This window comes from Streptomyces sp. NPDC043726 (genome assembly GCF_056436565.1).
On the sequence record NZ_JBWKCI010000018.1, the window covers coordinates 1 to 25,521 of the forward strand.

The 25,521-nt window shown below is 70.8% G+C and carries 26 protein-coding genes; 11 read left to right on the forward strand and 15 right to left on the reverse strand.

The features are described 5' to 3' along the window. Positions 1 to 395: 395 nt before the first annotated feature. Positions 396 to 1,046, reverse strand: coding sequence for a DNA-3-methyladenine glycosylase (locus AC068Z_RS37200; RefSeq protein ID WP_478566345.1), 651 nt, complete (start codon positions 1,044 to 1,046; stop codon positions 396 to 398). 139 nt (positions 1,047 to 1,185) lie between these two features. Between AC068Z_RS37200 and AC068Z_RS37205 the strand changes: the two genes are divergently transcribed. From AC068Z_RS37205 to AC068Z_RS37215, 3 genes are all read left to right on the forward strand, one after another. Further along, the gene (locus AC068Z_RS37205) at positions 1,186 to 1,968 is read left to right on the forward strand and encodes a sporulation protein (RefSeq protein WP_478566348.1); all 783 of its coding nucleotides are present in this window, start codon (positions 1,186 to 1,188) and stop codon (positions 1,966 to 1,968) included. A gap of 41 nt (positions 1,969 to 2,009) precedes the next feature. Next, positions 2,010 to 2,549 (forward strand): YbhB/YbcL family Raf kinase inhibitor-like protein, encoded by a 540-nt coding sequence (locus tag AC068Z_RS37210; protein ID WP_478566351.1) that lies wholly within the window; start codon positions 2,010 to 2,012, stop codon positions 2,547 to 2,549. 146 nt (positions 2,550 to 2,695) lie between these two features. Further along, on the forward strand, positions 2,696 to 3,202 hold the full coding sequence (locus AC068Z_RS37215; protein WP_451724434.1) for an HNH endonuclease: 507 nt from the start codon (positions 2,696 to 2,698) through the stop codon (positions 3,200 to 3,202). Between the two features lie 54 nt (positions 3,203 to 3,256). Here AC068Z_RS37215 and AC068Z_RS37220 read toward each other — a convergent pair whose 3' ends face one another. From AC068Z_RS37220 to AC068Z_RS37230, 3 genes are all read right to left on the reverse strand, one after another. Further along, entirely contained in the window at positions 3,257 to 4,210 is a 954-nt protein-coding gene (locus tag AC068Z_RS37220) for an SPFH domain-containing protein (RefSeq protein WP_478566354.1), read from the reverse strand. A 158-nt stretch (positions 4,211 to 4,368) separates the two neighbouring features. Next, positions 4,369 to 4,800: an NfeD family protein gene (locus AC068Z_RS37225; protein ID WP_478566357.1), complete on the reverse strand. Its 432-nt coding sequence runs from the start codon at positions 4,798 to 4,800 to the stop codon at positions 4,369 to 4,371. A 54-nt stretch (positions 4,801 to 4,854) separates the two neighbouring features. Then, positions 4,855 to 5,646 (reverse strand): ABC transporter ATP-binding protein, encoded by a 792-nt coding sequence (locus AC068Z_RS37230; RefSeq protein WP_451724438.1) that lies wholly within the window; start codon positions 5,644 to 5,646, stop codon positions 4,855 to 4,857. Between the two features lie 151 nt (positions 5,647 to 5,797). On the opposite strand from AC068Z_RS37230, the gene AC068Z_RS37235 reads away from it, so the two are divergent. Continuing rightward, entirely contained in the window at positions 5,798 to 6,586 is a 789-nt protein-coding gene (locus AC068Z_RS37235; protein ID WP_478566360.1) for a hypothetical protein, read from the forward strand. Between the two features lie 139 nt (positions 6,587 to 6,725). Here the strand turns inward: AC068Z_RS37235 and chpE are convergent, their stop codons facing one another. From chpE to AC068Z_RS37250, 3 genes are all read right to left on the reverse strand, one after another. After that, complete coding sequence (chpE, locus tag AC068Z_RS37240) at positions 6,726 to 6,974, reverse strand: chaplin ChpE (RefSeq protein ID WP_478566363.1); 249 nt, start codon at positions 6,972 to 6,974, stop codon at positions 6,726 to 6,728. 178 nt (positions 6,975 to 7,152) lie between these two features. Further along, a complete protein-coding gene (locus AC068Z_RS37245) occupies positions 7,153 to 7,794 on the reverse strand; it encodes a response regulator (protein ID WP_478566366.1) in 642 nt (213 codons plus the stop codon). Further along, positions 7,787 to 8,932: a GAF domain-containing sensor histidine kinase gene (locus AC068Z_RS37250; RefSeq protein WP_478566369.1), complete on the reverse strand. Its 1,146-nt coding sequence runs from the start codon at positions 8,930 to 8,932 to the stop codon at positions 7,787 to 7,789. The genes AC068Z_RS37245 and AC068Z_RS37250 overlap by 8 nt, the downstream gene beginning before the upstream one ends. Positions 8,933 to 9,149: 217 nt before the next feature. Here AC068Z_RS37250 and AC068Z_RS37255 point away from each other — a divergent pair, with 217 nt between their 5' ends. From AC068Z_RS37255 to AC068Z_RS37265, 3 genes are all read left to right on the forward strand, one after another. Further along, complete coding sequence (locus AC068Z_RS37255; RefSeq protein WP_478566372.1) at positions 9,150 to 9,848, forward strand: SDR family NAD(P)-dependent oxidoreductase; 699 nt, start codon at positions 9,150 to 9,152, stop codon at positions 9,846 to 9,848. Next, on the forward strand, positions 9,845 to 10,933 hold the full coding sequence (locus tag AC068Z_RS37260) for an S-adenosylmethionine:tRNA ribosyltransferase-isomerase (protein WP_478566375.1): 1,089 nt from the start codon (positions 9,845 to 9,847) through the stop codon (positions 10,931 to 10,933). The genes AC068Z_RS37255 and AC068Z_RS37260 overlap by 4 nt, the downstream gene beginning before the upstream one ends. 296 nt (positions 10,934 to 11,229) lie before the next feature. After that, a complete protein-coding gene (locus AC068Z_RS37265) occupies positions 11,230 to 11,976 on the forward strand; it encodes a transglycosylase SLT domain-containing protein (protein WP_478566378.1) in 747 nt (248 codons plus the stop codon). 80 nt (positions 11,977 to 12,056) lie between these two features. Here the strand turns inward: AC068Z_RS37265 and AC068Z_RS37270 are convergent, their stop codons facing one another. Then, entirely contained in the window at positions 12,057 to 14,552 is a 2,496-nt protein-coding gene (locus AC068Z_RS37270) for an ABC transporter ATP-binding protein/permease (RefSeq protein ID WP_478566755.1), read from the reverse strand. Positions 14,553 to 14,792: 240 nt separating this feature from the next. Between AC068Z_RS37270 and AC068Z_RS37275 the strand changes: the two genes are divergently transcribed. Together AC068Z_RS37275 and serB are read left to right on the forward strand one after the other, a co-directional pair. Continuing rightward, positions 14,793 to 16,883, forward strand: a complete 2,091-nt coding sequence (locus AC068Z_RS37275; RefSeq protein WP_478566381.1) for a streptophobe family protein — start codon at positions 14,793 to 14,795, stop codon at positions 16,881 to 16,883. Positions 16,884 to 17,022: 139 nt separating this feature from the next. Beyond that, positions 17,023 to 18,231: a phosphoserine phosphatase SerB gene (serB, locus tag AC068Z_RS37280; protein ID WP_478566384.1), complete on the forward strand. Its 1,209-nt coding sequence runs from the start codon at positions 17,023 to 17,025 to the stop codon at positions 18,229 to 18,231. A 238-nt stretch (positions 18,232 to 18,469) separates the two neighbouring features. Here the strand turns inward: serB and AC068Z_RS37285 are convergent, their stop codons facing one another. The 4 genes from AC068Z_RS37285 to AC068Z_RS37300 form a co-directional block, all read right to left on the reverse strand. Further along, a complete protein-coding gene (locus AC068Z_RS37285; RefSeq protein WP_478566387.1) occupies positions 18,470 to 18,988 on the reverse strand; it encodes a SixA phosphatase family protein in 519 nt (172 codons plus the stop codon). A 65-nt stretch (positions 18,989 to 19,053) separates the two neighbouring features. Then, on the reverse strand, positions 19,054 to 19,257 hold the full coding sequence (locus AC068Z_RS37290) for a hypothetical protein (RefSeq protein WP_478566389.1): 204 nt from the start codon (positions 19,255 to 19,257) through the stop codon (positions 19,054 to 19,056). 184 nt (positions 19,258 to 19,441) lie between these two features. After that, entirely contained in the window at positions 19,442 to 19,561 is a 120-nt protein-coding gene (locus AC068Z_RS37295; RefSeq protein WP_284048361.1) for an SGM_5486 family transporter-associated protein, read from the reverse strand. 49 nt (positions 19,562 to 19,610) lie between these two features. Beyond that, the gene (locus AC068Z_RS37300; protein WP_478566394.1) at positions 19,611 to 20,927 is read right to left on the reverse strand and encodes a CynX/NimT family MFS transporter; all 1,317 of its coding nucleotides are present in this window, start codon (positions 20,925 to 20,927) and stop codon (positions 19,611 to 19,613) included. An 82-nt stretch (positions 20,928 to 21,009) separates the two neighbouring features. Between AC068Z_RS37300 and AC068Z_RS37305 the strand changes: the two genes are divergently transcribed. Next, positions 21,010 to 21,699, forward strand: coding sequence for a FadR/GntR family transcriptional regulator (locus AC068Z_RS37305; RefSeq protein WP_478566397.1), 690 nt, complete (start codon positions 21,010 to 21,012; stop codon positions 21,697 to 21,699). Here AC068Z_RS37305 and AC068Z_RS37310 read toward each other — a convergent pair. From AC068Z_RS37310 to fabG, 3 genes are all read right to left on the reverse strand, one after another. Next, positions 21,680 to 22,015, reverse strand: coding sequence for a hypothetical protein (locus AC068Z_RS37310; RefSeq protein ID WP_478566400.1), 336 nt, complete (start codon positions 22,013 to 22,015; stop codon positions 21,680 to 21,682). The genes AC068Z_RS37305 and AC068Z_RS37310 overlap by 20 nt on opposite strands. A 219-nt stretch (positions 22,016 to 22,234) precedes the next feature. Next, positions 22,235 to 23,002, reverse strand: a complete 768-nt coding sequence (gene fabI, locus AC068Z_RS37315) for an enoyl-ACP reductase FabI (protein ID WP_478566403.1) — start codon at positions 23,000 to 23,002, stop codon at positions 22,235 to 22,237. Between the two features lie 5 nt (positions 23,003 to 23,007). Next, complete coding sequence (gene fabG, locus AC068Z_RS37320; RefSeq protein WP_478566405.1) at positions 23,008 to 23,712, reverse strand: 3-oxoacyl-[acyl-carrier-protein] reductase; 705 nt, start codon at positions 23,710 to 23,712, stop codon at positions 23,008 to 23,010. 244 nt (positions 23,713 to 23,956) lie between these two features. On the opposite strand from fabG, the gene AC068Z_RS37325 reads away from it, so the two are divergent. After that, positions 23,957 to 25,480 (forward strand): TldD/PmbA family protein, encoded by a 1,524-nt coding sequence (locus tag AC068Z_RS37325; protein ID WP_478566408.1) that lies wholly within the window; start codon positions 23,957 to 23,959, stop codon positions 25,478 to 25,480. Positions 25,481 to 25,521: the final 41 nt, after the last annotated feature.

Here is a 25,521-nt window from a genome sequence, read left to right on the forward strand (position 1 = left end):
GGGAGAGACGGGGTATCAACATATCTGGCGTTGATTTTTGGCACGCTGTTGAGTTCTCAAGGAACGGTCGCTTCCTTTGTACTCACCCTCTCGGGTTTTCCTCCGGGCTTCCCTTCGGTCTTGCGTTTCCGACTCTATCAGATCCTTTCGGCTCCGATTCCCGGTCGGCGGGATTTGCCTTTTGGCCTTGCGGCCCTTCGGCATTCACTACGTTAGCCGATTCCCTGCCCGACTCATAATCGAGTCTTCGCGGCTTCCGAATTCAGGCGTGCGGGCACGCAGAATTCGCCCCCGCTGAGGGAAGACGTAGGTAGTGGTTTGGCCGCTCCGGCTGCTGGCGATTGCCGTACCCGGTTCAGCGGCTCGGGCTACGTTACGCGCCTCCCCAGGGCGAGTCAACTTCGGCGGCGCCTCGGCACATGGGCCCGATAGGGGCTCACCGTGGGGTCGTTGGCGACCCAGAAGCGCCAGGGATGGACGTCTCCGTTGCCCCCGTCGCCGGACACTCCCGTGCGCGGTCCGTTCCGCACCTGGTCAGAGGGGACCGGCGTGCCGGTCAGCATCCTCAGCTCGGTGGCGCCGGAGGCACAGGCGTCCGTGCCGTCGAGGGCTCGGTCCACACCAAGGGCGGTCGCCAGGCGTGCCGGGCCTTTGGCCAGTTCCTTGTCGTTCCGGGCCGAGAGTCGACGTTTGCGAGCCAGCTCCGCGCCCTCGACGATCTCGCCGGCGCGCAGCAGGACCGCGCACGCGGTGCCGTCAGGGCCGCACACCAGGTTCATGCAGTGCCACATGCCGTACGTGAAGTAGACGTACACATGCCCGGGCGGACCGAACATCACCCCGTTGCGGGCCGTGCGGCCGCGATAGGCGTGGGAGCCTGGGTCATTGGGGCCGTCGTAGGCCTCGACCTCTGTGAGGCGCAGGGCGATCGGACCGTCCGGGGTCGTGCGCACCAGGATGCGGCCCAGGAGGTCGGGGGCGACTTCCAGGACGGGCCGGTCGAAGAAGTCCCTGGGAAGCGGCGTACGGTCAGGGGTCGCGATCATGCCGTCCGAGGGTAGTGCAGACGGGTGGGCGGTCACGGGGTGGTCAGGCGCCCTTCCCCTTGCAAGGGTGAGGGCGCGGAACCGGCCAGGGCCGGATCGCGTTTGTAGGGATCAAGGATGCAGTCGTAGAGGGAGAGTCATGGGGTTCAAGAAGCTGCTCGCGAGTCTGGGGGCCGGTGGGGCTTCGGTCGAGACGGTGCTGACCGAGGTCAATGTCGTTCCGGGCGGTGTCGTCCAGGGCGAGGTGCGGATCCAGGGTGGTTCCGTCAGCCAGCAGATCGAGGCGCTCTCGGTCGGGCTGCAGGCCAAGGTCGAGGTCGAGAGCGGCGAGGAGGAGTACAAGCAGGACATCGAGTTCACCAAGGTGCGGCTCGGCGGTGCCTTCGAGCTCCAGGCCGAGGCCGTGCACGCGGTGCCGTTCGGTCTTGAGATCCCGTGGGAGACCCCGATCACGACGATCGACGGGCAGACCCTGCGCGGAATGCACATCGGTGTGACCACCGAGCTGGAGATCGCGCGTGCGGTGGACTCCGGTGACCTGGACCCGATCAACGTGCACCCGCTGCCGGCGCAGAAGGCGATCCTGGACGCGTTCATCCAGCTGGGCTTCCGCTTCAAGAACGCGGACATGGAGCGCGGCCACATCCGCGGTACGCGCCAGAAGCTGCCGTTCTACCAGGAGATCGAGTTCTTCCCGCCGCAGCAGTACCGGGGCATCAACCAGGTCGAGCTGAGCTTCGTCGCGGACCAGAACGCGATGGACGTCGTGCTGGAGATGGACAAGAAGCCGGGTCTGTTCAGCGAGGGCAGCGACACCTTCCGCTCCTTCCAGGTGGGTCTGAACGACTACCAGGGCACCGACTGGGCGGCGTACCTCAACCAGTGGCTGTCCGAGGTCGGCAGCAAGCGCAACTGGTTCTAGGCTCGGAACCCACTGAACGATCCGATCCAGGAGGTACCGAGGTGACCGAGCTCAAGAGGCGGCCGCTCCCCCACGACTTCCATCCGCCCGTGCCGTCGTTCACGGTCACGAGTGAGGACGTCTCGGAGGGCGCGACCCTCAAGGACGCTCAGGTCCAGGCGGCCGGGGACACCTCGCCGCAGCTGCGGTGGGAGGGCTTCCCGCCCGAGACCAAGAGCTTCGCCGTGACCTGCTACGACCCCGATGCCCCCACGGGCAGCGGGTTCTGGCACTGGGTCGTGTTCGACATCCCGGCGTCGGTGACCGAGTTGCCCGCGGGTGCCGGCAGCGGCAAGTTCGAGGGGCTGCCCGAGGGCGCGGTGCACGTGCGCAACGACTACGGGTCCAAGGACTTCGGTGGCGCGGCGCCGCCTCCCGGGGACGGTCCGCACCGCTATGTGTTCACGGTGTACGCCGTGGACCAGGAGAAGCTCGGTCCGGACTCCGACGCCTCGCCGGCGGTGGTCGGATTCAATCTGCGGTTCCACGCGCTGGCGCGCGCCCAGCTCATCGGTGAGTACGAGGTGCCCGCCGAAGCCTGACGTTCATTGAACGTTTGCCCGCCCCTGGTCATGGAAGTGATCAGGGGCGGGCATTTTTTATTTCGTTGTCCATCTCGGCGTGCCCGGCCAGAGTTGATCCCAGCCCGCCAGGGGGTGGGCCGCTGCGCATAGGAGGTGGGCTGGTCATGCGGGACACGCTGGTACTGAACGCGAGCTTCGAGCCGCTGTCGACGGTGACGTTGAACCGAGCCGTCGTTCTGGTGCTTCAGGACAAGGCTGTTGTGGAGCAGTCCCACCCCGAACTGCGCATGCGCGGAGCCGCGGTCGACATACCGGCCCCCCGGGTGATCCGGTTGTGCAGGTACGTGAGGGTGCCCTTCCGAAGACGAGCCCCGTGGTCGAGGCGGGGTGTGCTGGTCAGGGACCGGCACCGGTGCGCTTACTGCGGCCGGCGGGCGACGACCGTGGACCACGTGGTGCCGCGGTCGCAGGGTGGGCAGGACACCTGGCTGAACACGGTGGCCTCGTGCGCTGAGGACAATCACCGCAAGGCGAACCGGACGCCGGCGGAGGCGGGGATGCCGTTGCTCCGGGAGCCGTTCGAGCCGACTCCGGCGGACGCCATGCTGCTGTCGTTGGGCCACGAGGACTTCGCGGCTCTGCCGGACTGGCTCGGGGTTGACGCCGCGTAGGTCGTGTGACGAGTTGGGGGCCGCCTTCGTCCAAGGCGGCCCCTCTGTCGTACCTCAGTCGATGTTGGGCTTCTCCCGGCGTTCCGTGCCCTGGCTGGGGACGGTGCCGCCGCCTGAACCGGAACCGCCGCCCAGGGGGCCGAAGTTGCCCATCGCGCCCGAGAGGCCCTTGAGGGCGTCGCCGATTTCGCTGGGGACGATCCAGAGCTTGTTCGCGTCGCCCTCGGCGATCTTGGGGAGCATCTGGAGGTACTGGTAGCTGAGGAGCTTCTGGTCCGGGTCGCCGGCGTGGATCGCCTCGAAGACCGTACGGACCGCCTGGGCCTCGCCCTCGGCGCGCAGGGCCGCGGCCTTGGCCTCGCCCTCGGCGCGCAGGATCTGGGACTGCTTCTCGCCCTCCGCGGTGAGGATGGCTGCCTGGCGCGTACCTTCGGCGGTGAGGATGGCGGCGCGCTTGTCGCGGTCGGCGCGCATCTGCTTCTCCATCGAGTCCTGGATGGAGGTCGGCGGCTCGATCGCCTTCAGCTCGACGCGGTTGACGCGGATGCCCCACTTGCCCGTGGCCTCGTCGAGGACGCCGCGCAGGGCCGCGTTGATCTCCTCGCGGGAGGTGAGGGTGCGCTCCAGGTCCATGCCGCCGATGATGTTGCGCAGGGTGGTGACCGTGAGCTGCTCGATCGCCTGGATGTAGCTGGCCACTTCGTACGTGGCCGCGCGGGCGTCCGTCACCTGGTAGTAGATGACGGTGTCGATGTTCACGACCAGGTTGTCCTGGGTGATCACCGGCTGGGGCGGGAAGGGCACGACCTGTTCGCGCAGGTCGATGCGGTTGCGGATGGTGTCTATGAACGGGACGACGATGTTCAGTCCCGCGTTGAGGGTCCGCGTGTAGCGGCCGAAGCGCTCGACGATGGCGGCGCTGGCCTGTGGGATGACTTGGATCGTCTTGATCAGGGCGATGAAGACCAACACCACCAGAATGATCAAGACGATGATGACCGGTTCCATCGTCGGCTCCCCGTACCCTTCTCCGCCTCAGCGCGCTGTCGAGGATCCTGCGGATCCTAACTGGTGCAGATCTTATGCTTGTTGAAGATCTTGCCGGTCGAGTCTGACAGAAACGTCGGGGGCCCGGTGGGGTGTTCCCTCAGTTACGTCGCCCGAGGTCACATGACGATCGCCGTGGCCCCCTCGATGTCCACGACGTCCACTTCATCGCCGACTTCGTAGGCATGGCCGCCGTCGAGGGCGCGGGCCGACCAGACCTCCCCGGCGAGCTTGATGCGGCCGCCCGAGCCGTCCACACGCTCGAGTACGACGGCCTGCTTGCCCTTCAACGCCTCCACCCCCGACACGAGTTGGGGTCGCTGGGTGCGGTGCCGGGCGGCGAGCGGGCGCACGGCGAGGGTCAACGCGACCGATACGGCCGTGAAGACGAGGACCTGGAAGACAACTCCGCCGCCGAGTCCGGCCACACCCGCGGCGGCCACGGCGCCGAGTGCGAGCATGCCGAGTTCGAGCATCGCGGTCATCACGAGCGGGATTCCGAGCGCGGCCGCGCCGATGAGCCACCACACCCATGCGTCGATGTCGTTCACATGGTCATGGTAGGACCGCACAACCTGCCGCCGACAGGGCGCAGATCAGGTGGATCAGGACAGCGGCAGGCCCTGGGCGGTCCAGCGCTCGCCGACCTGCTCGACGACGAGCGGGAGACCGAAGCACATGGAGAGGTTGCGGGAGGTGAGTTCGAGCTCCAGCGGTCCCGCGGCGAGGACCTTGCCCTGACGGATCATCAGGACGTGGGTGAAGCCGGGGGCGATCTCCTCGACGTGGTGGGTGACCATGAGCATCGAGGGGGCGATGGGGTCACGGGCGAGGCGGCCGAGGCGGCGGACCAGGTCCTCGCGGCCACCGAGGTCGAGACCGGCGGCGGGCTCGTCGAGGAGCAGCAGCTCGGGGTCGGTCATCAGGGCGCGGGCGATGAGGGTGCGCTTGCGCTCGCCCTCGGAGAGGGTGCCGAACTTGCGGTCGAGGTACTCGCTCATGCCGAGGCGGTCGAGGAAGGCGCGGGCGCGCTGCTCGTCGATCTCCTCGTACTCCTCCTGCCAGCCGGCGGTCATGCCGTAGGCGGCGGTCAGCACGGTCTGCAGGACGGTCTGGCTCTTGGGGAGCTTGTCGGCCATGGCGATGCCGGCCATGCCGATGCGCGGGCGCAGTTCGAAGACGTCGACCTTGCCCAGGGTCTCGCCGAGGATCGTGGCGGTGCCCTTGCTGGGGTAGAGGTAGCTCGACGCGACATTGAGGAGGGTGGTCTTGCCGGCGCCGTTGGGACCGAGGATCACCCAGCGCTCGCCCTCCTTGACCGACCAGGAGACCTGGTCCACCAGAGCCCGGCCCTCACGGACCACGGATACGTCCTGAAGCTCCAGAACATCGCTCATGAGCGCGTTGTCTCCCCTTGCAGTGTGACCGGTCTCGGCGTCTCGGTGGTCGCGTGCGCGTTGTGGGCGCACTCATGGGCGCACCCCTCAACGAAATCTACGCCACCGGTGCCGCGCTTCATTCCATCGGTCCGGTCCTTAGGCTGGAGGCATGCTCTCGGAACCGCGTTCAGGACGCCTTGCCGCTTGGGGAAATGCCCTTTTGGCCGGACTTGTCTCTCCGGATGACTGTGTGCTCGCGATCGTCGGGGACGATGCCGTGCACCGGGTCGAAGGACTGCCGGGCGAGTCGGGGCCGGTCGGGCTGACGTTGGCCCTCGGTCGGCTGCGGGCGCTCGGGGTGGCGGGGATGCGGGTCGCGTTGCCGGCGCCGGGGCATCCGCTGGGGCTCAGTGGGCCGCCGGAGTTCAACGCGCGGGCCTTGGAGGCCGAGGAGGCCGTCGTCTGTCATGGGGCCGCCTTCGGGTTGGTGCCCGAGGTGTACGCGGCCGGGCCCGACGGTGATGAGCATGTCGAGGTCGTCTGGCACGTGCTGCCGGTGCGGGAGGCGCCGCCCGCGGACGTGCCCTCGCTCGGGGAGGCGGAGCGGGAGCTGGCGGAGGCTCTGCGGGAGGCGACGGAGGTGTTGGCCCGGCTGGACGTGGCCGGCTCGGGGCCGGTGGCCGAGGCGGCCATCGACGCGTACCGGGCCCGGGCCGAGCGGGGGCGGGAGGTGTTGGCGCCGGGGTATCCGCCGCGGGCGGTGCGGGTGCTGGAGCTTGCGCAGCGGGTCGGAGTGCTGGTGACGCTGGCGTCCGAGAACGGGCACGGGGCCGCGGTGACGTCCGGGGAGATGGCGGCGCGGGCGGCCGCGCTGCGGCCGGTGGAGCGGACGGCCCGGCGGGCGCAGGTCGCCGCGTACAACGCGTATGTGGAGGAGCGGGAGCGGGGGGTGCGGTGACCTTCGGTCCGAGGTGAGCGGAGTCGGCGTGTACCTGCCCGGGGTGCCTCGCCCCCAGGGGCCGAGAAGAGTCACGGGCACCACGCTTGACCGGCCTCCCGGGTCGCCCGGGAGGCCGGAGGTCGCGTGGCGACCTGGGTCAGTGGTTGAGGCCCAGGTTGCCGAAGGCCGGGTTCAGGACGCCGATGACGTTCACGCTGTTGCCGACGGCGTTGACCGGGATGTGGATCGGCGCCTGGACGACGTTGCCCGAGCCGACACCCGGGGAGCCCACGGCCTTGCCGTCCGCGAGCGAGCCGCTGTCGGTGGCGGCGGCCATTCCGGCTCCGGCGGCGACCAGACCGCCCGCCACCATCGTCACGGCCGCTGCCCTCTTCAGGTTCTTCACTTCTGAGCCCTCCTAGCGATCACCACGGCAGTCGCCGCGGCACGCACTGGAGAACGGCGGAGCGGCGCCGAGGATGCGCCGTCCGGGGGACATTCCCACTACGGTATGAATCTCAGTCCGGAGTAGGACGCTCCGTATTGCCTCGGGCCAAAGCTCTGGATTGCCCCGGGCCGGTGCTCTAACCCGTCACCCCGTGCCGTACCGCCCAGAGCGCCGCCTGCGTGCGGTCCGCCAGGTCGAGCTTCATCAGGATGTTCGAGACGTGGGTCTTCACCGTCTTCTCGGAGAGGACCAGCGCTCTGGCGATCTCCCGGTTCGAGCGGCCGTCCGCTATCAGGCCCAGCACCTCGCGCTCCCGCTCGGTCAGCGAACCCGCTCTGCCCTGGCCGGGCCCCGAGTCCTCCTGGGACAGCAGCGCGCCGGCGACCTCGGGCTGGAGCAGGATGTGCCCGGCGTGGACGGAGCGGATGGCGCCGGCCAGCGCGTCGGGGTCGACGTCCTTGTAGACGTAACCGGCGGCGCCCGCGCGCAGGGCCGGGACCACAGTGCGCTGTTCGGTGAAGCTGGTGACGATCAGCACGCGCGCGGGGTTGCCCAGCTCGCGGAGCTTGCGCAGCGCGTCGACGCCGTCCATGCCCGGCATCTTGACGTCCATGAGGACGACGTCGGGCCGCAGTTCCTCCGCGCGGGCGACTCCTTCGGCTCCGTCGGCCGCCTCGCCCACCACCTCGATGTCGTCCTGCACCTCGAGGAACGTGCGCAGGCCCCGGCGGACGACCTGGTGGTCGTCGACGAGCAGCACCTTGATTGCGTCAGCCACCGGGCACCTCCATCTCGATCATGGTGCCCTTGCCGGGCGCCGATTCCACGGTCAGTGTGCCGCCGACCCCGCTCGCCCGGTCCCGCATGGAGACAAGGCCGAGATGGCGGCCGGCCCGGCGCACGGTCTTCGTGTCGAAGCCGCTGCCGTCGTCCGTGACCCGCAGCACCGCCCCGCCACCGCGGCGGTGGAGGGTCACCTCGACGCCTTCCGCGCCCGAGTGGCGCAGGGCGTTGTGCAGGGCCTCCTGAGCGACGCGCAGGAGCGCCTCCTCCTGGGCCGCGGGCAGGGCCCGTACCCCGGATCCGTCGAAGCTCACGCGCGCGCTGTGGGCGCGGTCGAGGACTTGGACGTGGGTGCGCAGAGTGGCGACCAGGCCGTCCTCGTCCAGGGCCGCGGGGCGCAGCTCCACGACTGCGGCGCGCAGTTCGTCGGCCGCCTCCGCGGCGAGCACCGCGACCTGCTGGAGCTCGCCCTTGGCGCGGGACGGGTCGCGGTCGACGAGCGCCGCCGCGGCCTGGGCGGTCAGTCGGAGCGAGAACAGCTTCTGGCTGACCGCGTCGTGCAGTTCGTGCGCGAGGCGGGAGCGCTCCTCGGCGATGGTCAGTTCGCGGCTGCGCTCGTACAGACGGGCGTTGGTCAGGGCGATCGCGGCGTGCTGGGCGAGGATGGAGAGGAGTTCCTCGTCCTCGGCCGTGAAGCCGCAGCTGCCCTCCGGCTTGGGGCAGTTCTTGTTCGCGAGGAACAGGGCGCCGATGACCTCGTCGCCGTCGCGGATCGGCAGGCCCAGGAAGTCGGACATGTCGGGGTGCGCCGACGGCCAGCCCTCGAAGCGGGGATCCCTGCGGACGTCGGCCAGGCGCTCGACCTTGGCCTCCTGGAGCATCGCGGCGAGGATGCCGTGCTGGCGGGGCAGCGGGCCGATGGCCTTCCACTGCTCGTCGCTGACGCCGTCGACCACGAACTGGGCGAAGCCGCCGTGGTCGTCCGGGACGCCGAGGGCGGCGTACTGCGCGTCGAGCAGCTCGCGGGCCGAGGCGACGATCGTCTTGAGGACGTCGCGCACCTCCAGATGCCTGCTCATGGCCAGCAGCGCGGAGCTCACCGCCGCAAGGCCGGACCCTGGACCTTGATTCATGCCCTCACGGTACCGGCGGGGTGTGACAGTGCGGATCGGACCTGTGACCGCCCCCGCCTAGGCCCGTGGGCCTAGGGCTGAGGTCCCCGGGCGCAGGCCCCCCGCCAAAGGGACCCGGCGTTCTGCGGCCCGCGTCCGAGGCGGCGGGGCGGGCCCGTTCCTAGGTTGAAGGCACATCACCACGGCACATCACATCGGGTGAGTGAGGGGACGTGTCATGCCGGTAGCGATCATCACGGGGGCCTCGAAGGGGCTGGGACGGGCGTTGGCCGAGGCGCTGGCCGCGCGCGGCTGGGATCTGGTGCTGGACGCCAGGACCGAGGAGGTGCTGAAGGAGACGGCGTCGGCCGTCTCGGCGCACGGCACGCGCGTGGAGGCGCTGCCGGGCGATGTGACGGACGCCGGGCACCGGGCGGCGCTGGTGGCGGCCGCCTGGCGGCTGGGCGGGGTCGATCTGCTCGTGCACAACGCGAGCGCGCTGGGCGCCGAGCCGCTCGTACGCCTGGAGGAACTGCCGCTGGAGGGGCTGCGGCGGGCGCTGGAGGTGAACACCGTGGCCGCGCTGGGCCTGGTCCAGGAGGCGCTGCCGCTGTTGCGGGCAGCCCCGGCCGGGACCGTCGTCACCCTCAGCTCGGACGCGGCCGCCGAGGCGTACGAGACCTGGGGCGGCTACGGCGCCTCGAAGGCGGCCCTGGACCATCTGGCGGCCGTGCTGGGCGTGGAGGAGCCCGGGCTGCGGGTCTGGGCGGTGGATCCCGGGGACATGGCCACGGACCTGTACGCGGCGGCCGTACCGGAGGACGACGGGCCGCGGCCGGAGCCGGGGAGCGTGGTGCCGGGGTTCCTGCGGTTGCTGGACGAGCGGCCGGCGAGCGGGCGGTACGGGGCGCCGGCGCTGTCGGAGGGACGGCGATGACGTCGGCGGTCCGGGTGCCCGGGGAGTTGTCGGCGCGGGTCCCGGCCGAGCAGCGCGGGCCGGGGCTCGGGCGGGACTCCGTACGGCTGCTCGTGTCGCGGGGGACGCGGGTGACGCATCACGCGTTCCGGGAGCTGCCCGGGCTGCTGCGGGCCGGGGATCTGCTGGTGGTGAACACCTCGCCGACGCGGGCCGCCGCCGTGGACGGGGAGACCGGGCACGCGCGCGTGGTGGTGCACTTCTCCACGCGCGGGGACGACGGGCGGTGGGCGGTCGAACTGAGGGATCCGGACGGCACGGGCACCACACGCGCGCGTGCGGGCGGGCCCGCGGGGATGGAGGTGCGGCTGCCGGGGAGCCTGCGGCTGGTGCTGGAGGAGCCGCTGAGCGCGGACGGGGAGCGACTGTGGTGGGCCCGGGTGTACGGGGTGGGCGGCCTCCTCGGCATGCTTCGGGAGCACGGGCGGCCCATTCGTTACTCCTATACGTCACGTGATCAGCCGCTGTCCGCCTATCAGACGGTGTTCGCGCTTCCCTCGCTCGACGGCGACGGAAGCGCGGAGATGCCGAGTGCCGCGCGTCCCTTCACGGCGGGGACGGTGGCGGAGCTGGTGAGCCGAGGGGTGCAGTTCGCGCCGGTCACGCTGCACACCGGGGTGGCCTCGGCGGAGGCGCACGAGCCGCCGTATCCGGAGCGGTTCGCGGTGCCGGAGGCGTCGGCGCGGTTGATCAACGCGGTGAGGGCCGGGGACGGGCGGGTCATCGCGGTGGGGACGACCGCGGTGCGGGCCGTGGAGTCGGCGGCCGGCGCGGACGGGGTCGTACGCGCGCGTGCGGGGTGGACGGATCTCGTGGTGACCCCCGCGCGTGGGGTGCGGGTCGTGGACGGGTTGCTGACCGGGCTGCACGAGCCGGAGGCCTCGCATCTGCTGATGCTGGAGGCGGTCGCGGGACGGGCCGCGATCGAGCGTGGGTACGACGAGGCGCTGCGCGGGCGCTACCTGTGGCACGAGTTCGGGGACGTGCATCTCCTCCTTCCGGCGGAGGCCCCTCACACAGAGCATTGCTTCAGCAACTGCCGGTGAGACCGCCACCCGGCCGATGTGAGGCCGCGCATAGGACCCACATCACGTACGAGGGAACATAGGAGATGAAGGGTCCCTTTTGAGCGGGAAGGACATTCCCATCTGTCCCGATTTGCCCTTCCCTGATCCACTATCGGGGATCGTACGTCACACCTTTGCCTGGCCATTTTGCGGCCGCTAAGAATGGCTCCGTCGCTCAGCGCCGCGGGTTCCCCCCGCGGCGTTTGTGCCGGAAGCACCCGTGTCCCCACCGGACAGCGAGCGACCTCCGCGCTATTCGAAGAGGTCCCCCCGCCATGCCCAAGAACACTTTCGCTGGTCATCGTCGTGCGCTGACCAAGCACCACAAGATCGCCATCGCTGGTGTCGCCACGCTCGGCGCCGCCGCCCTCGCGTTCTCCGCCGTTCCGGGCAACGCGCAGACCACGACGAACGCCGAGCCCGCCGCCGCCCAGGTGGCCTTCAAGTCCGAGCAGATCAAGGACGTCAAGGCCAGCGTCACGGACCAGCTCGCGAGCGCCAGCCTCAAGGCCGAGGCCATCGCCGCCAAGCAGAAGGCCGCCGCCGACGCCGCCGCGAAGAAGAAGGCGGAGGCCGCGAAGAAGGCCGCCGCCGAGGCCGCGGCCAAGAAGAAGGCCGAGCAGGAGCGCAAGGCCAAGGAGGCCGCGAGCCGTTCCGCCAAGCGTGTCCCGGCCAAGCCGGTCGCCGTCAAGAAGACCTACGCCAACAACCTCGACGGCTGGATCCGTGAGGCCCTGGACATCATGAAGAAGCACAACATCCCGGGCACCTACCACGGTCTGCACAAGAACATCATCCGGGAGTCCTCGGGCAACCCGAACGCCATCAACAACTGGGACATCAACGCCCAGAACGGCGTCCCGTCCATCGGTCTGCTCCAGGTCATCAAGCCGACGTTCGACGCGTACCACGTTCCGGGCACCGCCTGGAGCCAGTACGACCCGGTCGCCAACCTGACCGCCGCCGCCAATTACGCGGCCGACCGGTACGGCTCGATCGACAACGTCAACAGCGCGTACTGAGGTCGGCGCGGACCTCGTACGAACGCCGAAGGGCGGCACCTCCTGACGGGTGCCGCCCTTCGGCGTTGTCACGGCGAGGACTACTTGCGCATGACCTCGGGCTCGTGGCGGCGCAGGAAGCGGGCCACGAAGAAGCCGCAGATCACGCCGAGGACGAGCAGGGCGGCCATGTCCATGCCCCAGGCGCCGACGGTGTGCTCCCACAGCGGGTCGTCGCTGTCGCCCTTCGCGGGCGGGCTGATGTTGTTGAAGTCGAGCGTGGCGCCCGCGGCGGCGACCGCCCAGCGCGACGGCATCAGGTACGAGAGCTCGTTCACGCCGACCGAGTTGGCCAGCGGGAACAGACAGCCGGTGAAGACGACCTGCACGATCGCGAACATGACCAGCAGCGGCATGGTCTTCTCGGCGGTCTTCACCAGGGCCGAGATGATCAGGCCGAACATCATCGCGGTGAAGCCCAGCGCCATGATCGGGATGCACAGCTCCAGCAGGATCTGGCTGCCGAGGACCAGGCCCTCGTCCGGGATCGTGCGGCTGGAGAAGCCGATGACGCCGACCATCAGGCCCTGGAGCACGGTGATCAGGCCGAGCACGAACACCTTGGACATCAGGTACGCGGACCGGGACAGGCCGGTCGCGCGCTCCCGCTCGTAGATGACCCGTTCCTTGATCAGCTCACGGACGGAGTTCGCGGCGCCGGCGAAGCAGGCGCCCACCGCGAGGATCAGCAGGACCGTCAGGGCCGTGCCGTTGGCGACGGGCTTGCCGGTGTTCGGGTTGATCTCCGTGTTGACCAGCAGGTCCTTGCCGGAGTCGATGAGCAGGCTCACCGAGCCGAGGACGAGCGGCAGGATGATCGACAGGGCCAGGAAGCCCTTGTCCGAGGCGATGACCGAGACATAGCGGCGCACCAGCGTGCCGAACTGGGACGCCCAGCCCTGCGGCTTGGGCGGCTTCATCGCCTGCATCGGCGGCATCTGTACGGACTGCGGCGCGATGGCGTCGATGTCCGCGGCGTACATCTGGTAGTGCTGTGAGCCCTTCCAGCGGCCCGCCCAGTCGTAGTCGCGGTAGTTCTCGAAGGCGGAGAAGACATCGGCCCAGGTGTCGTAGCCGAAGAAGTTCAGCGCCTCCTCCGGCGGACCGAAGTACGCCACCGCGCCGCCCGGCGCCATCACCAGGAGCTTGTCGCAGATCGCCAGCTCGGCGACCGAGTGGGTGACGACGAGGACCGTACGGCCGTCGTCGGCGAGGCCGCGCAGCAGCTGCATGACATCGCGGTCCATGCCCGGGTCGAGACCCGACGTGGGCTCGTCGAGGAAGATCAGCGACGGCTTGGTGAGCAGCTCCAGGGCCACCGAGACGCGCTTGCGCTGGCCGCCGGAGAGGGAGGTGACCTTCTTCTCCTTGTGGATGTCCAGCTTCAGCTCGCGCAGCACCTCGTCTATGCGGGCCTCGCGCTCCTGCGCCGTGGTGTCGGCGGGGAAGCGGAGCTTGGCCGCGTACTTGAGGGCCTTTTTGACGGTCAGTTCCTTGTGCAGGATGTCGTCCTGCGGGACCAGACCGATGCGCTGACGCAGCTCGGCGAACTGCTTGTACAGGTTCCGGTTGTCGTAGAGGACATCGCCCTGGTTGGCGGGGCGGTAGCCGGTGAGCGCCTTGAGCAGCGTCGACTTGCCGGACCCGGACGGGCCGATGACCGCGATCAGGGACTTCTCGGGGACGCCGAAGGAGACGTCCTTCAGGATCTGCTTGCCGCCGTCGACCGTGACGGTCAGATGGCGGGCCGAGAAGGAGACCTCACCGGTGTCGACGAACTCCTCGAGACGGTCGCCGACGATCCGGAAGGTGGAGTGACCGACGCCGACGATGTCGGCGGGGCCGAGCAGTTGGGAGCCGCCCTTGGGGATCGGCTGACCGTTGACGTACGTGCCGTTGTGCGAGCCGAGGTCGCGGATCTCCATGCGGCCGTCGGGCGTCGAGTGGAACTCGGCGTGGTGCCGGGAGACCTGGAGGTCGGAGACGACCAGCTCGTTCTCCAGGGCACGGCCGATGCGCATCACGCGGCCGATGGAGAACTGGTGGAACGTGGTGGGGCTGCGGTCGCCGTAGACCGGCGGCGCCCCCGCGCCGACGCCGGGGCCCTGCTGCTGGGGGATGTTGGGCGCGGCCTGCTGCGACTGCTGCCAGCCGGCCTGCGGCGCCTGCTGCTGCGGGGCCTGCTGACCCCAGCCCGGGTTCGCGCCCTGGGCCGCGTACGGCTGCTGCTTGGCGACGGAGGCCGCGGAGCCGGACAGGCTCAGCCGCGGTCCGTCGGTCGCGTTGCCCAGGTGGACGGCCGAGCCGGGACCGATCTCCAGCTGGTGGATCCGCTGGCCGGCCACGAACGTGCCGTTGGTGGAGCCGTGGTCCTCAATGGCCCAACTCCGGCCGCTCCAGCTGATCGTGGCGTGCCGCCAGGAGACTCTGGCGTCGTCCAGCACGATGTCACCCTGCGGATCACGGCCGAGGGTGTATGTCCTGGACGGGTCGAGCGTCCAGGTTTGTCCGTTCAATTCCAGTACGAGTTCCGGCACTCCATGCCCCACTGAGTAGTCCCCCGAGTAACGCCCCATCACAGGGAGTCTAGGGATGTCGAACATCGTCGGGAACTATTTCAGGCTCGGCCCCCTGACCGAAAGTCGGGCCTTGTGAAGACCACGCGCACACGCATCGACTGGTTCCGTTGACGGGGTTGAAACCGGGCCGGAGAGTGGTAATCCACGCGAGGGGGACATGCGCGGCGAGAGCGCCGTCTGCGGATCGGGGGGTCTGCCATGAGCGCGTCCAGGAACGTCGAGAGCGCCAAGGTGCCATGGGTGGACGTCCTGCTGTCCGCGGTCGCCGCCGTGAGCTGGGCGTTGATCGGGATGGTGGGTACGGCCGCCCTGGGTCTGCACCTTCTGGAGGCGGACTCGGCGGGTTCGCTGGGTCCGATGACCGCGGCCGCTGTGGCGCTCGGGGCGGGTGGTTCGGTCACGCCGTCGGGCGATGTGTCCGCCTTCGGTCTGACCGGAGCGGAGGCCACGACCGCCATCGAGATCACGCCACTGGGCGTGAGCCTGGTGGGCGCGCTGCTGCTGTCGTGGTTCTTTCTACGGTCCTTGCGCGCGGCGGGCGTTGTGATCGCGCCGGCCGAACTGCTCGCGCGCGCGGGCACGGTGGTCGCGCTGTTCGTGGCGATGCTCGGCGGTCTGGCCTGGGCGGGACACGACGTCATCACCTTCGACGGCGGCGCCCTCGGGCTCGACGACCTGCCCGGCGGCTCGGGCGGGGGCGGCGTCGAGATCCCGGGGCTCGGCGACGTCGGGGACATCGGCGGGCTGCTGCCCGATCAGATCGGCGACCTGATCGACGCCGAGGCGGCGGTCGGCTTCACGGTCGACACGGCGCCCACGCTGCTCGGCGGCGCGTGCTGGTCGGCCGGGATCCTGCTGATCGCGCTGCTGGCCTCGCGGCGCACTCCCCTGCCGGCCGGCTGGGCGGCCCTGCACCGGGTGGTGCGGCCGGCCGTGTCCGCCCTCGTCGGGGTGCTGCTGATGGCGGTCCTCGCCGGGCTCGCGGCGGCGGCGTACGCGCTGATCGGCGACGACAACCCGAAGCGGATCGCGGGCGCCGCGCTGCTCGGGGCGCCGAACGGGGTGTGGCTGGGCATCCCGATCGGCCTGTTCGTGCCGTGGGACGGCGAGGCGAGCGGCCCATTGGCGCAGTTCCTGCCCGATCCGCTGGACGATCTGCTGGTCGACTCCGACCGGGCCGTCACCCTGGCGCGCCTCGCGGAGCTGGACGGACGGGTGTGGCTGCTGGGGGCCGCGGCCGTGATGGCGATGCTGCTGGCCGGCGTGCTCACGGCCGTGCGGACCCCGGTGGAGACCGGCACCCTCGGTTTCGCCGGCCGGTGCGCGCTGCGGCTGGGCATCGCGACCGCGCTGACGCTGCCGCTGCTGGCGTGGCTGACGGAGGTGTCCGTGGACGCGTCCCTGGCGGTGCTCGGCATCGACGCCTTCGACGCCGGGATCGAACTGCACGGGCAGCTCGGGATGGCCCTGGTGCTCGGGGCGCTGTGGGGGGCGGCGGCCGGGGGCGGGGGGGCGCTGCTCGCCCGAGCCACGGGGGCCGCGGGGCAGCGGGCGGCGCCGTTGGCACTGGGTGACGGGGCCGGGGCTGCGGCGGGGCAGGGGGTCGGGGTTCCCGGGCAGGCCGTGGGGTCGGGGTGGGCTGCGGGGGCGTCGGGGCCGGCTGCGGGGGCGTCGGGGCAAGCTGCGGGGCCCGGGCAGGCCGTGGGGTCGGGGTGGGCTGCGGGGTCGTCGGGGCAGGCCGTCGGGTCATCGGGGCAGGGTGGGGGGCCCGGGCAGGGCGTCGGGTCGTCGGGGCAAGCTGCGGGGCCCGGGCAGGCCGTCGGGTCCGGGCCGTACGTGCCGGGTGCGCCGTACCGGCCGCCGAATCCTGACACCAATCCGTATTTGCGGGTGCCCGAGGGCCTGCGGAAACCGGGCGAGCCGGAGGACGCGCGGCCCATGAGGCAGGGGGAGACCCGGCCCGGGACGCCGGAGGAGACGCGGGCCGGGACGCCGCAGGAGACGCGGCCGGGGCGGCCGGAGGACGGGTGGCCTCGGAGGGCGGAGGACGGGTCCTCGCAGGGGCCGATGTCCCCGCCTCCCGGTGACGCGGGCCGCGGCGACGATGACGTGTACGGCGCTCCCACCGTGGTGCGGCCGATGGGCCCGCCGCCCCCCAGGGAGTCGCGTCGGTCCCCGCGTGGGCGGAACGACGGCGGACGACCGCCTTCCCAGGGGCAGGACGACGGGCCGCCGCCCCCTCCCCCACCCCCTCCCGCGCCGCCGCGGGGGCCCAAGGGGCGCGGCTGACGGGCGCGCCGCACAGGAAAGGGCCGAGACTTGATCGCCCCGTAAGGCGTGGGCCATCGGGCCGACACCCAGTGTTCTCTGTCCGCTAGGCGGACCACTGGGGCGGAAGGCACTGCGTGCCGGATACGGTGGAAGCACCATGAGCGCTTCGCAGACCTCCGACGTCCCCACCCTTCTCGTCAAGATCTTCGGGAAGGACAGGCCGGGCATCACGGCCGGCCTCTTCGACACCCTCGCCGCCTACTCCGTCGACGTGGTCGACATCGAGCAGGTCGTCACCCGTGGCCGGATCGTGCTGTGCGCGCTCGTGACCGAGCCGCCACGCGGTCTCGAGGGGGATCTGCGGGCCACCGTCCACAGTTGGGCGGAGTCCATGAAGATGCAGGCCGAGATCATCTCCGGACTCGGCGACAACCGGCCGCGCGGGCTCGGCCGTTCCCTGGTCACGGTGCTCGGGCATCCGCTCACCGCGGAGGCCACGAGCGCCATCGCCGCGAAGATCACTCACGCGGGCGGCAACATCGACCGTATCTTCCGGCTCGCCAAGTACCCCGTGACGGCGGTCGAGTTCGCGGTCTCCGGAGTGGAGACCGAGCCGCTGCGCACCGCCCTGGTGACCGACGCGGCGAAGCTCGGGGTCGACGTCGCGGTCGTCGCGGCCGGACTGCACCGGCGGGCCCAGCGGCTGGTCGTCATGGACGTGGACTCCACGCTGATCCAGGACGAGGTGATCGAGCTCTTCGCCGCGCACGCGGGCTGCGAGGACAAGGTCGCCGAGGTGACGGCGGCGGCGATGCGCGGGGAACTGGACTTCGAGCAGTCGCTGCACGCGCGCGTGGCGCTCCTGGAGGGCCTGGACGCCTCGGTCGTGGACAAGGTGCGCAGCGAGGTACGGCTGACGCCGGGCGCGCGCACGCTGATCCGTACGCTGAAGCGGCTCGGTTACCAAGTCGGTGTCGTCTCGGGTGGGTTCACCCAGGTCACCGACGATCTGAAGGAGCGGCTGGGTCTGGACTTCGCCCAGGCCAACACGCTGGAGATCGTCGACGGGAAGCTGACGGGCAAGGTCACCGGCGAGATCGTGGACCGCGCGGGCAAGGCGCGGCTGCTGCGCCGCTTCGCCGCCGAGGCGGGCGTGCCGCTGGCGCAGACGGTGGCCATCGGCGACGGCGCCAACGACCTGGACATGCTGAACGCGGCCGGGCTCGGGGTCGCCTTCAACGCCAAGCCGGTGGTCCGGGAGGCCGCGCACACCGCGGTGAACGTGCCCTTCCTGGACACCGTCCTGTATCTGCTGGGCGTCACCCGCGAAGAGGTCGAGGCCGCCGACACCCACGACGAGGACTGAGCACACACGCCCTCAGCACCTGATGTCCTGCCTCACGCAGCCGCTCCCCCGGGTCAGGCAGGACTGACCTCCGGCATCACGCGGCCGCTCCCCCCGCGTCACGCAGGACTGACCTCCGGCATCACGCGGCTGCTTCCCCTCATCACACAGGACTGCGCGCCCGCGTCACGCAGGGCTGAGCGCCCGCATCACGGCCGAGGGGCCCGGTACCGCACCGGGCCCCTTCCGTGTGCCGGGGTCACTCCGAGGGCGCCCAGTAGTCGGCCAGCGTGGCCACGCCCGGCTCCAGGGCCTTCCAGGAGCCGGTGAAGGTCAGCACGGCGAAGGCGGCGGCCGGGAAGCCTCGGCGGCTCAGGCGCTCGCGGGCCTCCTCGTCGGCCGAGCCGGAGAGGACCTCGGCAAGGCCCTGCACTCCGGGGTTGTGGCCGATCAGGACCGCGCTCTGCACCTCGTCCGGGGTCTCGTTGAGCACGGCGATCAGTTCGCCGGGCGAGGCCTCGTAGATCCGCTCCTCGTAGACGGTTTTCGGCCGGTGCGGGAACTCGTGGACGGCGAGCTTCCAGGTCTCCCGGGTACGGGTCGCGGTGGAGCAGAGGGCCAGGTCGAAGGGGACACCGGTGTCGGCGAGCCTGCGTCCGGCGACGGCGGCGTCCATGCGGCCCCGCTCAGCGAGCGGCCGCTCATGGTCGGTCACCTGTGGCCAGTCGGCTTTCGCATGCCGGAAGAGGACGATCCTGCGGGGTTCTGCGACGCTCATGCGTCCCAGCTTCGCATGAAACAGGCCATGGGGCGCCAGGAGTTGACGGGCGGCCGCACGGCTGCTCAGCGGCCCATCAGCTGCTGGACCCGCTCCAGGAGCTGGGTGATCGCCGGATCGGCGGTCGCGGCATGGGCCTCGGACGGGTCGAGTATCAGCACCAGCAGGGTGACGAAGGCCAGGACGGGCAGGGCCAGGGCCCACCAGGGCAGCCGGATGTCGGCACGGCCCTTGGACACCGGGTGGGGCGGGGTGTGCGTGGCCGACATGACGCCTCCGTGAGTCCTCGAACGGTCTGTGCCCGCCTCTCGCGGCCACACCTCGAAGCTACGGAATCCGAAGCCCTCAACCCATCCGGTGATCCACCCAGTTGACCCTGACCTACACCCCCTAGGGGATGGTGGGGCTAGCACCACCATCGGCGCCCACCATCGGCGCCGCAGCGCCCAGCCGTCACGGTGAGGCGATCGTCGCGATGACGGCGATGATCACGAAAATGGCGAGGAACGAGCCGAAGACGAGGAGCATCTTCTTCTGGCCGTTCTGCGGGTTCGGGTCGAGCACTGGCGACATACGGCAAGTCTGACACCCGCGGCCCGGAGGCGGACCCGCGGGGTCCGGCTCAGCGGGCCGCCTCGTCCTCGACCGTGCGGTCGCGCCCGGCCAGCATGCCCACCGCCATCTGCGGGATCATCAGGGCGGCCATGAGCGCGATCGGCAGGCCCCAGCCTCCGCTGTGCTGGTAGAGCACGCCGACCAGGAGCGGGCCCGGGATGGAGATCAGGTAGCCGGTGCTCTGCGCGAACGCGGACAGCTGGGCCACGCCCGCGCCGGTCCTGGCCCGCATTCCGACCATGGTCAGGGCCAGCGGGAAGGCGCAGTTGGAGACGCCGAGCAGCAGGGCCCAGGCCCAGGCGCCGGCGGCGGGCGCGAAGTACAGGCCGGCGTATCCGGCGAGCCCGCAGACACCGAGCACGAGGGCGATCGGGCCCTGGTGGGGCAGCCGGGTGGCCACGCGCGGGATGACGAAGGCAAGCGGGACGCCCATCACCATGGTGACGGCCAGCAGCAGCCCCGCGGTGCCCGCGGGCACGCCCGCGTCCCGGAAGATCTGCGCCATCCAGCCCATGGTGATGTAGGCGGCGGTGGCCTGGAGCCCGAAGAACACGGCGAGCGCCCAGGCCGTACGGCTGCGGGTGATCCGCAGGGCGGGCGCCTCCTGCCGCCCGGCCGCTCCCCCGCGCGCGGGCTCCGGCTCGGCGGCGGGCTTCTCCCGCCGGTCCCGCACGAACGGCAGCCACGGCAGTACGGCCGCCGCCGCGAGGCCCGCCCACACGACGAGCCCGGACTGCCAGTTCCCGCCGAGCGCGTCCGTCATGGGCACCGTGACGGCCGCCGCGGCCGAGGTGCCGAGGGCGAGGGCCATCGAGTACAGGCCGGTCATGGAGCCGACGCGGTCGGGGAACCAGCGCTTGACGATGACCGGCATCAGGACGTTGCTCACCGCGATGCCCATCAGGGCGAGGGCGCTGGCGGCCAGGAACGCGGGCGTGCCGCCCGCGTAAGGGCGGATCAGCAGTCCTGCCGTGATCGCGACCATGCCGGCGCAGACGACGGCGCCGGGGCCGAAGCGGCGCGCGAGACGCGGCGCCGTGACACCGAAGACGGCGAAGCAGAGCGGGGGCACGGAGGTGAGCAGCCCGGCGACGCTGCCGCTCATGCCGAGGCCGTCGCGGACCTCCTCCAGCAGGGCGCCCAGGCTGGTGATGGCGGGGCGGAGGTTCAGCGCGGCGAGCACGATGCCGACGACGACCAGACGGGTCCGCCACGCGCGCGTGGACGACGTCGGGGATGCCTGGGCCGCCTCGGCCGCCGGGGCCGCCTGGGCCGAACCGGGCAGGGTCGTGGGTGTCGTCGTCCGGGTTTCCTCGCTCGCCATGACGCCCATCATAGAATCATGGGATGAATGGCTGTCCATCACCCGGCTGCCTCCGGCCGCCCGTCCCGTGCGAAGGTGAGCCATGCCCCTGAGCCATCAGCGTCGTTCGGCCCTGTCCGAGCAGGTCATCGCCGCGTTGCGGAACCAGATCACCTCGGGCGAGTGGCCGGTCGGCTCCCGGATCCCGACCGAGCCCGAGCTGGTGGAGCAGCTGGGCGTCGCCCGCAACACGGTCCGCGAGGCCGTCCGGGCACTCGCCCACAACGGCCTGCTGGACATCCGCCAGGGCTCGGGCACCTACGTGGTGGCGACCAGTGAGCTGGCCGGGGTGATGCACCGCCGCTTCGCCGACGCCGACCCGCGGCACATCGCCGAGCTGCGCTCCACGCTGGAGTCGGGCGCCGCGAAGCTGGCCGCCGAGCGGCGCACCGAGAAGGACCTCAAGCAGCTGGACGCGCTCCTGACGCGGCGCGAGGAGGCGTGGGCGTCGGGCGACGCGGAGGCGTTCGTGGCGGCCGACGCCACCTTCCATCTGGCCGTGGTGGCCGCGTCCCACAACGACGCGATGACGGCCGTGTACGCGGACCTGGGCGAGGTGCTGCGGGACTGGCTGCGCGAGGACGTCGGCGAGGAGCTGACGCCGGAGACGTACATGGACCACACCCGGCTGCTGGACGCGATCCGGGCGGGCGACGCGGTGACGGCAGCCGAGGAGGCGGCCGGCTATCCCTTCCAGTGCCGCCCGGGGAAGTTCAGCGCTTCTGGTGGCTGACCCACGCCGAGCCGACCTCTTTCCAGCACCGGCCGGTCAGCCGTACGGTCACGGCCGGCCCGGCGTCGACCGCGGTGCTGTCGGTGTCCAGGTCCCACCAGCGGGCGCACTCTATGTGCAGGCGCACCCGGTCCACGTCGACGTACGCGTTGTGGCAGTGGGCGACCACGTGGGAGCCGCGGACGCTCGTACGGCACTCGGCGCCGAACGGCGGCGTGCCGCTCTCCACGCGCGCGTGGGCCGCCGCTTCGTACGGTGTGCCGAACGCGAGGGCGAAGGCGAGGGGCACTGGGGCCAGGCTGCGGGACAGGTACACAAGGGGACCTCCTCGGCCGGGCTGGGGAGGGAAATCACGCGATGAACGCGTAATCCAGAGTGCCCAGTTGTCGTGCCGCTCCGCCCGATCGGCTAGGCCGAACGAGGGACACCCGACAAAAAGAGGACTAGAGGCGAGAAGAGACGACCGAGGGCCCCGCACCGGCAGGGTGCGGGGCCCTCGAGCAAGCCGAGGCCGAAGCCGGGCCGAGCGGCGGCGTCAGGCGCCGATGGCGTGCAGACCGCCGTCGACGTGGATGATCTCGCCCGTGGTCTTCGGGAACCAGTCGCTCAGCAGGGCGACGACGCCCTTGCCGGCCGGCTCCGGGTCCTTCAGGTCCCACTCCAGCGGGGCGCGGGTGTCCCACACGGAGGCGAGCTCCGAGAAGCCCGGGATGGACTTGGCGGCCATCGAGCCGATCGGGCCGGCCGAGACGAGGTTGCAGCGGATGTTCTGCTTGCCCAGGTCACGCGCCATGTAGCGGCTGGTGGCCTCCAGGGCGGCCTTGGCCGGGCCCATCCAGTCGTACTGCGGCCAGGCGTACTGCGCGTCGAAGGTGAGGCCGACGACCGAGCCGCCGTTCTGCATCAGCGGCAGGCAGGCCATGGTCAGCGACTTCAGGGAGTACGCCGAGACGTGCATGGCCGTGGCGACCGACTCGAACGGGGTGTTCAGGAAGTTGCCGCCGAGCGCGTCCTGCGGCGCGAAGCCGATGGAGTGCACGACGCCGTCCAGGCCGCCCAGCTCCTCGCCGACGACGTCGGCGAGCCGGCCGAGGTGCTCGTCGTTGGTGACGTCCAGCTCGATGACCTTGGTGGGCTTGGGGAGCTTGCGGGCGATGCGCTCGGTCAGCGTGGGGCGCGGGAAGGCGGTCAGGATGATCTCGGCGCCCTGTTCCTGGGCCAGCTTGGCCGTGTGGAAGGCGATGGAGGACTCCATCAGCACGCCGGTGATCAGGACGCGCTTGCCCTCGAGAATTCCGCTCATGGTGATCAGTGACCCATTCCCAGTCCGCCGTCAACGGGAATGACGGCTCCAGTGATGTACGAGGCGTCGTCCGAGGCGAGGAACCGCACCGTCGCGGCGATCTCCTCCGGCTGCGCGTACCGGCCGAGCGGGACCTGCGACACGATGTTCGCGCGCTGCTCGTCGGTGAGCACCTTGGTCATGTCCGTGTCGACGAAGCCGGGCGCGACGACGTTGAAAGTGATGTTGCGCGACCCGAGCTCACGGGCGAGGGAGCGCGCGAAGCCGACCAGGCCGGCCTTGGAAGCGGCGTAGTTCGCCTGACCGGGACCGCCGAGCAGGCCGACGACCGACGAGATGAGGACGACACGGCCCTTCTTCGCGCGCAGCATGCCGCGGTTGGCGCGCTTGACCACGCGGAAGGCGCCGGTGAGGTTGGTGTCGACGACCGAGGTGAAGTCCTCCTCGGACATGCGCATCAGGAGCTGGTCCTTGGTGACGCCGGCGTTGGCGACGAGGACCTCGACCGGGCCGTGCTCGGCCTCGATCTCCTTGTAGGCCTGCTCCACCTGCTCGGTGTCGGTGATGTCGCACTTGACGGCGAGGAAGCCGGCCGGCGGCTCACCCGAGCGGTATGTGATGGCGACCTTGTCGCCGGCGTCGGCGAATGCGCGGGCGATGGCGAGGCCGATGCCCCGGTTGCCTCCGGTGACGAGAACCGAGCGGCTCAACGGATCACCCTTTCGATAGCGGTCTGTCTGACCCGCCCGAACACCTGGATGACAGGCGGCTTCCCCGAAAACCTATCGGGCCCGGGGCCCTCGCGGAGAAGCGGGCACCGACAGTGGCTCGCGGGAGTCACTGTCGGATCCCTACAGAAGGGAACCGGCCGCGGCGCGCAAACGTGTGGTCCCCGGCCCGGGCCTCGCGACATGATCGGGGCGACCACGGTAACGGCGACAGGAAGAGACCCAGGTGCCTCATACCATCGACGAGTCCTTCACGGCACTACCCCTACGCGCCCTTGCGGACGCCGCGCTGGCACGCGCGCGTGCCCTCGGTGCCGAGCACGCGGACTTCCGGTTCGAGCGGGTGCGCAGCGCGTCCTGGCGGCTCAGGGACGCCAAGCCCGCGGGCTCCTCGGACACCACCGACCTCGGCTACGCGGTACGTGTCGTGCACGGCGGGACCTGGGGTTTCGCCTCCGGAGTGGATCTGACCATGGACGCGGCGGCGCGCGTCGCCTCGCAGGCCGTGGCGATGGCGAAGCTGTCGGCGCAGGTGATCAAGGCGGCGGGCTCGGACGAACGCGTCGAGCTGGCCGACGAGCCCGTGCACGCCGACCGGACGTGGATCTCGTCGTACGAGATCGATCCGTTCACCGTGCCCGACGAGGAGAAGTCGGGGCTGCTCGCCGAGTGGAGCACGCGGCTGCTCGCCGCGGACGGGGTGAACCATGTCGACGCCTCGCTGCTCACCGTGCACGAGAACAAGTTCTACGCCGACACCGCCGGCACCGTGACCACCCAGCAGCGGGTACGGCTGCATCCGCAGTTGACGGCGGTCTCGGTCGACGAGTCCAGCGGCGAGTTCGACTCCATGCGCACCATCGCGCCGCCCGTCGGACGCGGCTGGGAGTACCTGAAGGGAACCGGCTGGGACTGGGACGCGGAGCTCGAGCGGATCCCGGAGCTGCTCGCCGAGAAGATGCGCGCGCCGAGCGTCGAGGCGGGCGTGTACGACCTGGTCGTCGACCCCTCCAACCTGTGGCTGACGATCCACGAGTCCATCGGGCACGCCACCGAGCTGGACCGGGCGCTCGGCTACGAGGCCGCTTACGCGGGCACCTCCTTCGCCACCTTCGACCAGCTCGGCAAGTTGCGGTACGGCTCCGAGCTGATGAACGTCACCGGTGACCGCACCGCCGAGCACGGCCTCGCGACCATCGGCTACGACGACGAGGGCGTCGAGGGCCAGACCTGGGACCTGGTCAAGGACGGCACGCTGGTCGGCTACCAGCTGGACCGGCGGATCGCGAGGCTGACCGGGTTCGAGCGGTCCAACGGCTGCGCGTTCGCCGACTCCCCCGGCCATGTGCCGGTGCAGCGGATGGCCAACGTGTCGTTGCAGCCGGATCCGGCGGGGATGTCGACCGAGGATCTCATCGGGGGCGTCGAGCGCGGGATCTACGTCGTCGGGGACCGGTCCTGGTCGATCGACATGCAGCGCTACAACTTCCAGTTCACCGGCCAGCGGTTCTTCCGGATCGAGAACGGCCGGATCACCGGGCAGCTGCGGGACGTCGCCTACCAGGCGACCACCACCGACTTCTGGGGCTCCATGGCGGCCGTCGGCGGCCCGCAGACGTACGTCCTCGGCGGCGCCTTCAACTGCGGCAAGGCCCAGCCGGGCCAGGTGGCGGCGGTGTCCCACGGCTGCCCGTCGGCCCTGTTCCGGAGCGTCAACATCCTCAACACCACGCAGGAGGCCGGTCGATGAGCGTCAAGTCCGGGATCGGCTGGGGGTCCGGGGGTCATCCC

What these genes read in the sequence shown, in the direction of transcription:
- AC068Z_RS37200 (WP_478566345.1), bottom strand. Translation starts at nt 1,046, where the DNA reads ATGATCGCGACCCCTGACCGTACGCCGCTTCCCAGGGACTTCTTCGAC.
- AC068Z_RS37205 (WP_478566348.1), top strand. Translation starts at nt 1,186, where the DNA reads ATGGGGTTCAAGAAGCTGCTCGCGAGTCTGGGGGCCGGTGGGGCTTCG.
- AC068Z_RS37215 (WP_451724434.1), top strand. Translation starts at nt 2,696, where the DNA reads ATGCGGGACACGCTGGTACTGAACGCGAGCTTCGAGCCGCTGTCGACG.
- AC068Z_RS37220 (WP_478566354.1), bottom strand. Translation starts at nt 4,210, where the DNA reads ATGGAACCGGTCATCATCGTCTTGATCATTCTGGTGGTGTTGGTCTTC.
- AC068Z_RS37230 (WP_451724438.1), bottom strand. Translation starts at nt 5,646, where the DNA reads ATGAGCGATGTTCTGGAGCTTCAGGACGTATCCGTGGTCCGTGAGGGC.
- AC068Z_RS37235 (WP_478566360.1), top strand. Translation starts at nt 5,798, where the DNA reads ATGCTCTCGGAACCGCGTTCAGGACGCCTTGCCGCTTGGGGAAATGCC.
- AC068Z_RS37250 (WP_478566369.1), bottom strand. Translation starts at nt 8,932, where the DNA reads ATGAATCAAGGTCCAGGGTCCGGCCTTGCGGCGGTGAGCTCCGCGCTG.
- AC068Z_RS37255 (WP_478566372.1), top strand. Translation starts at nt 9,150, where the DNA reads ATGCCGGTAGCGATCATCACGGGGGCCTCGAAGGGGCTGGGACGGGCG.
- AC068Z_RS37260 (WP_478566375.1), top strand. Translation starts at nt 9,845, where the DNA reads ATGACGTCGGCGGTCCGGGTGCCCGGGGAGTTGTCGGCGCGGGTCCCG.
- AC068Z_RS37265 (WP_478566378.1), top strand. Translation starts at nt 11,230, where the DNA reads ATGCCCAAGAACACTTTCGCTGGTCATCGTCGTGCGCTGACCAAGCAC.
- AC068Z_RS37275 (WP_478566381.1), top strand. Translation starts at nt 14,793, where the DNA reads ATGAGCGCGTCCAGGAACGTCGAGAGCGCCAAGGTGCCATGGGTGGAC.
- serB (WP_478566384.1), top strand. Translation starts at nt 17,023, where the DNA reads ATGAGCGCTTCGCAGACCTCCGACGTCCCCACCCTTCTCGTCAAGATC.
- AC068Z_RS37285 (WP_478566387.1), bottom strand. Translation starts at nt 18,988, where the DNA reads ATGAGCGTCGCAGAACCCCGCAGGATCGTCCTCTTCCGGCATGCGAAA.
- AC068Z_RS37290 (WP_478566389.1), bottom strand. Translation starts at nt 19,257, where the DNA reads ATGTCGGCCACGCACACCCCGCCCCACCCGGTGTCCAAGGGCCGTGCC.
- AC068Z_RS37295 (WP_284048361.1), bottom strand. Translation starts at nt 19,561, where the DNA reads ATGTCGCCAGTGCTCGACCCGAACCCGCAGAACGGCCAGAAGAAGATG.
- AC068Z_RS37300 (WP_478566394.1), bottom strand. Translation starts at nt 20,927, where the DNA reads ATGGCGAGCGAGGAAACCCGGACGACGACACCCACGACCCTGCCCGGT.
- AC068Z_RS37305 (WP_478566397.1), top strand. Translation starts at nt 21,010, where the DNA reads ATGCCCCTGAGCCATCAGCGTCGTTCGGCCCTGTCCGAGCAGGTCATC.
- fabI (WP_478566403.1), bottom strand. Translation starts at nt 23,002, where the DNA reads ATGAGCGGAATTCTCGAGGGCAAGCGCGTCCTGATCACCGGCGTGCTG.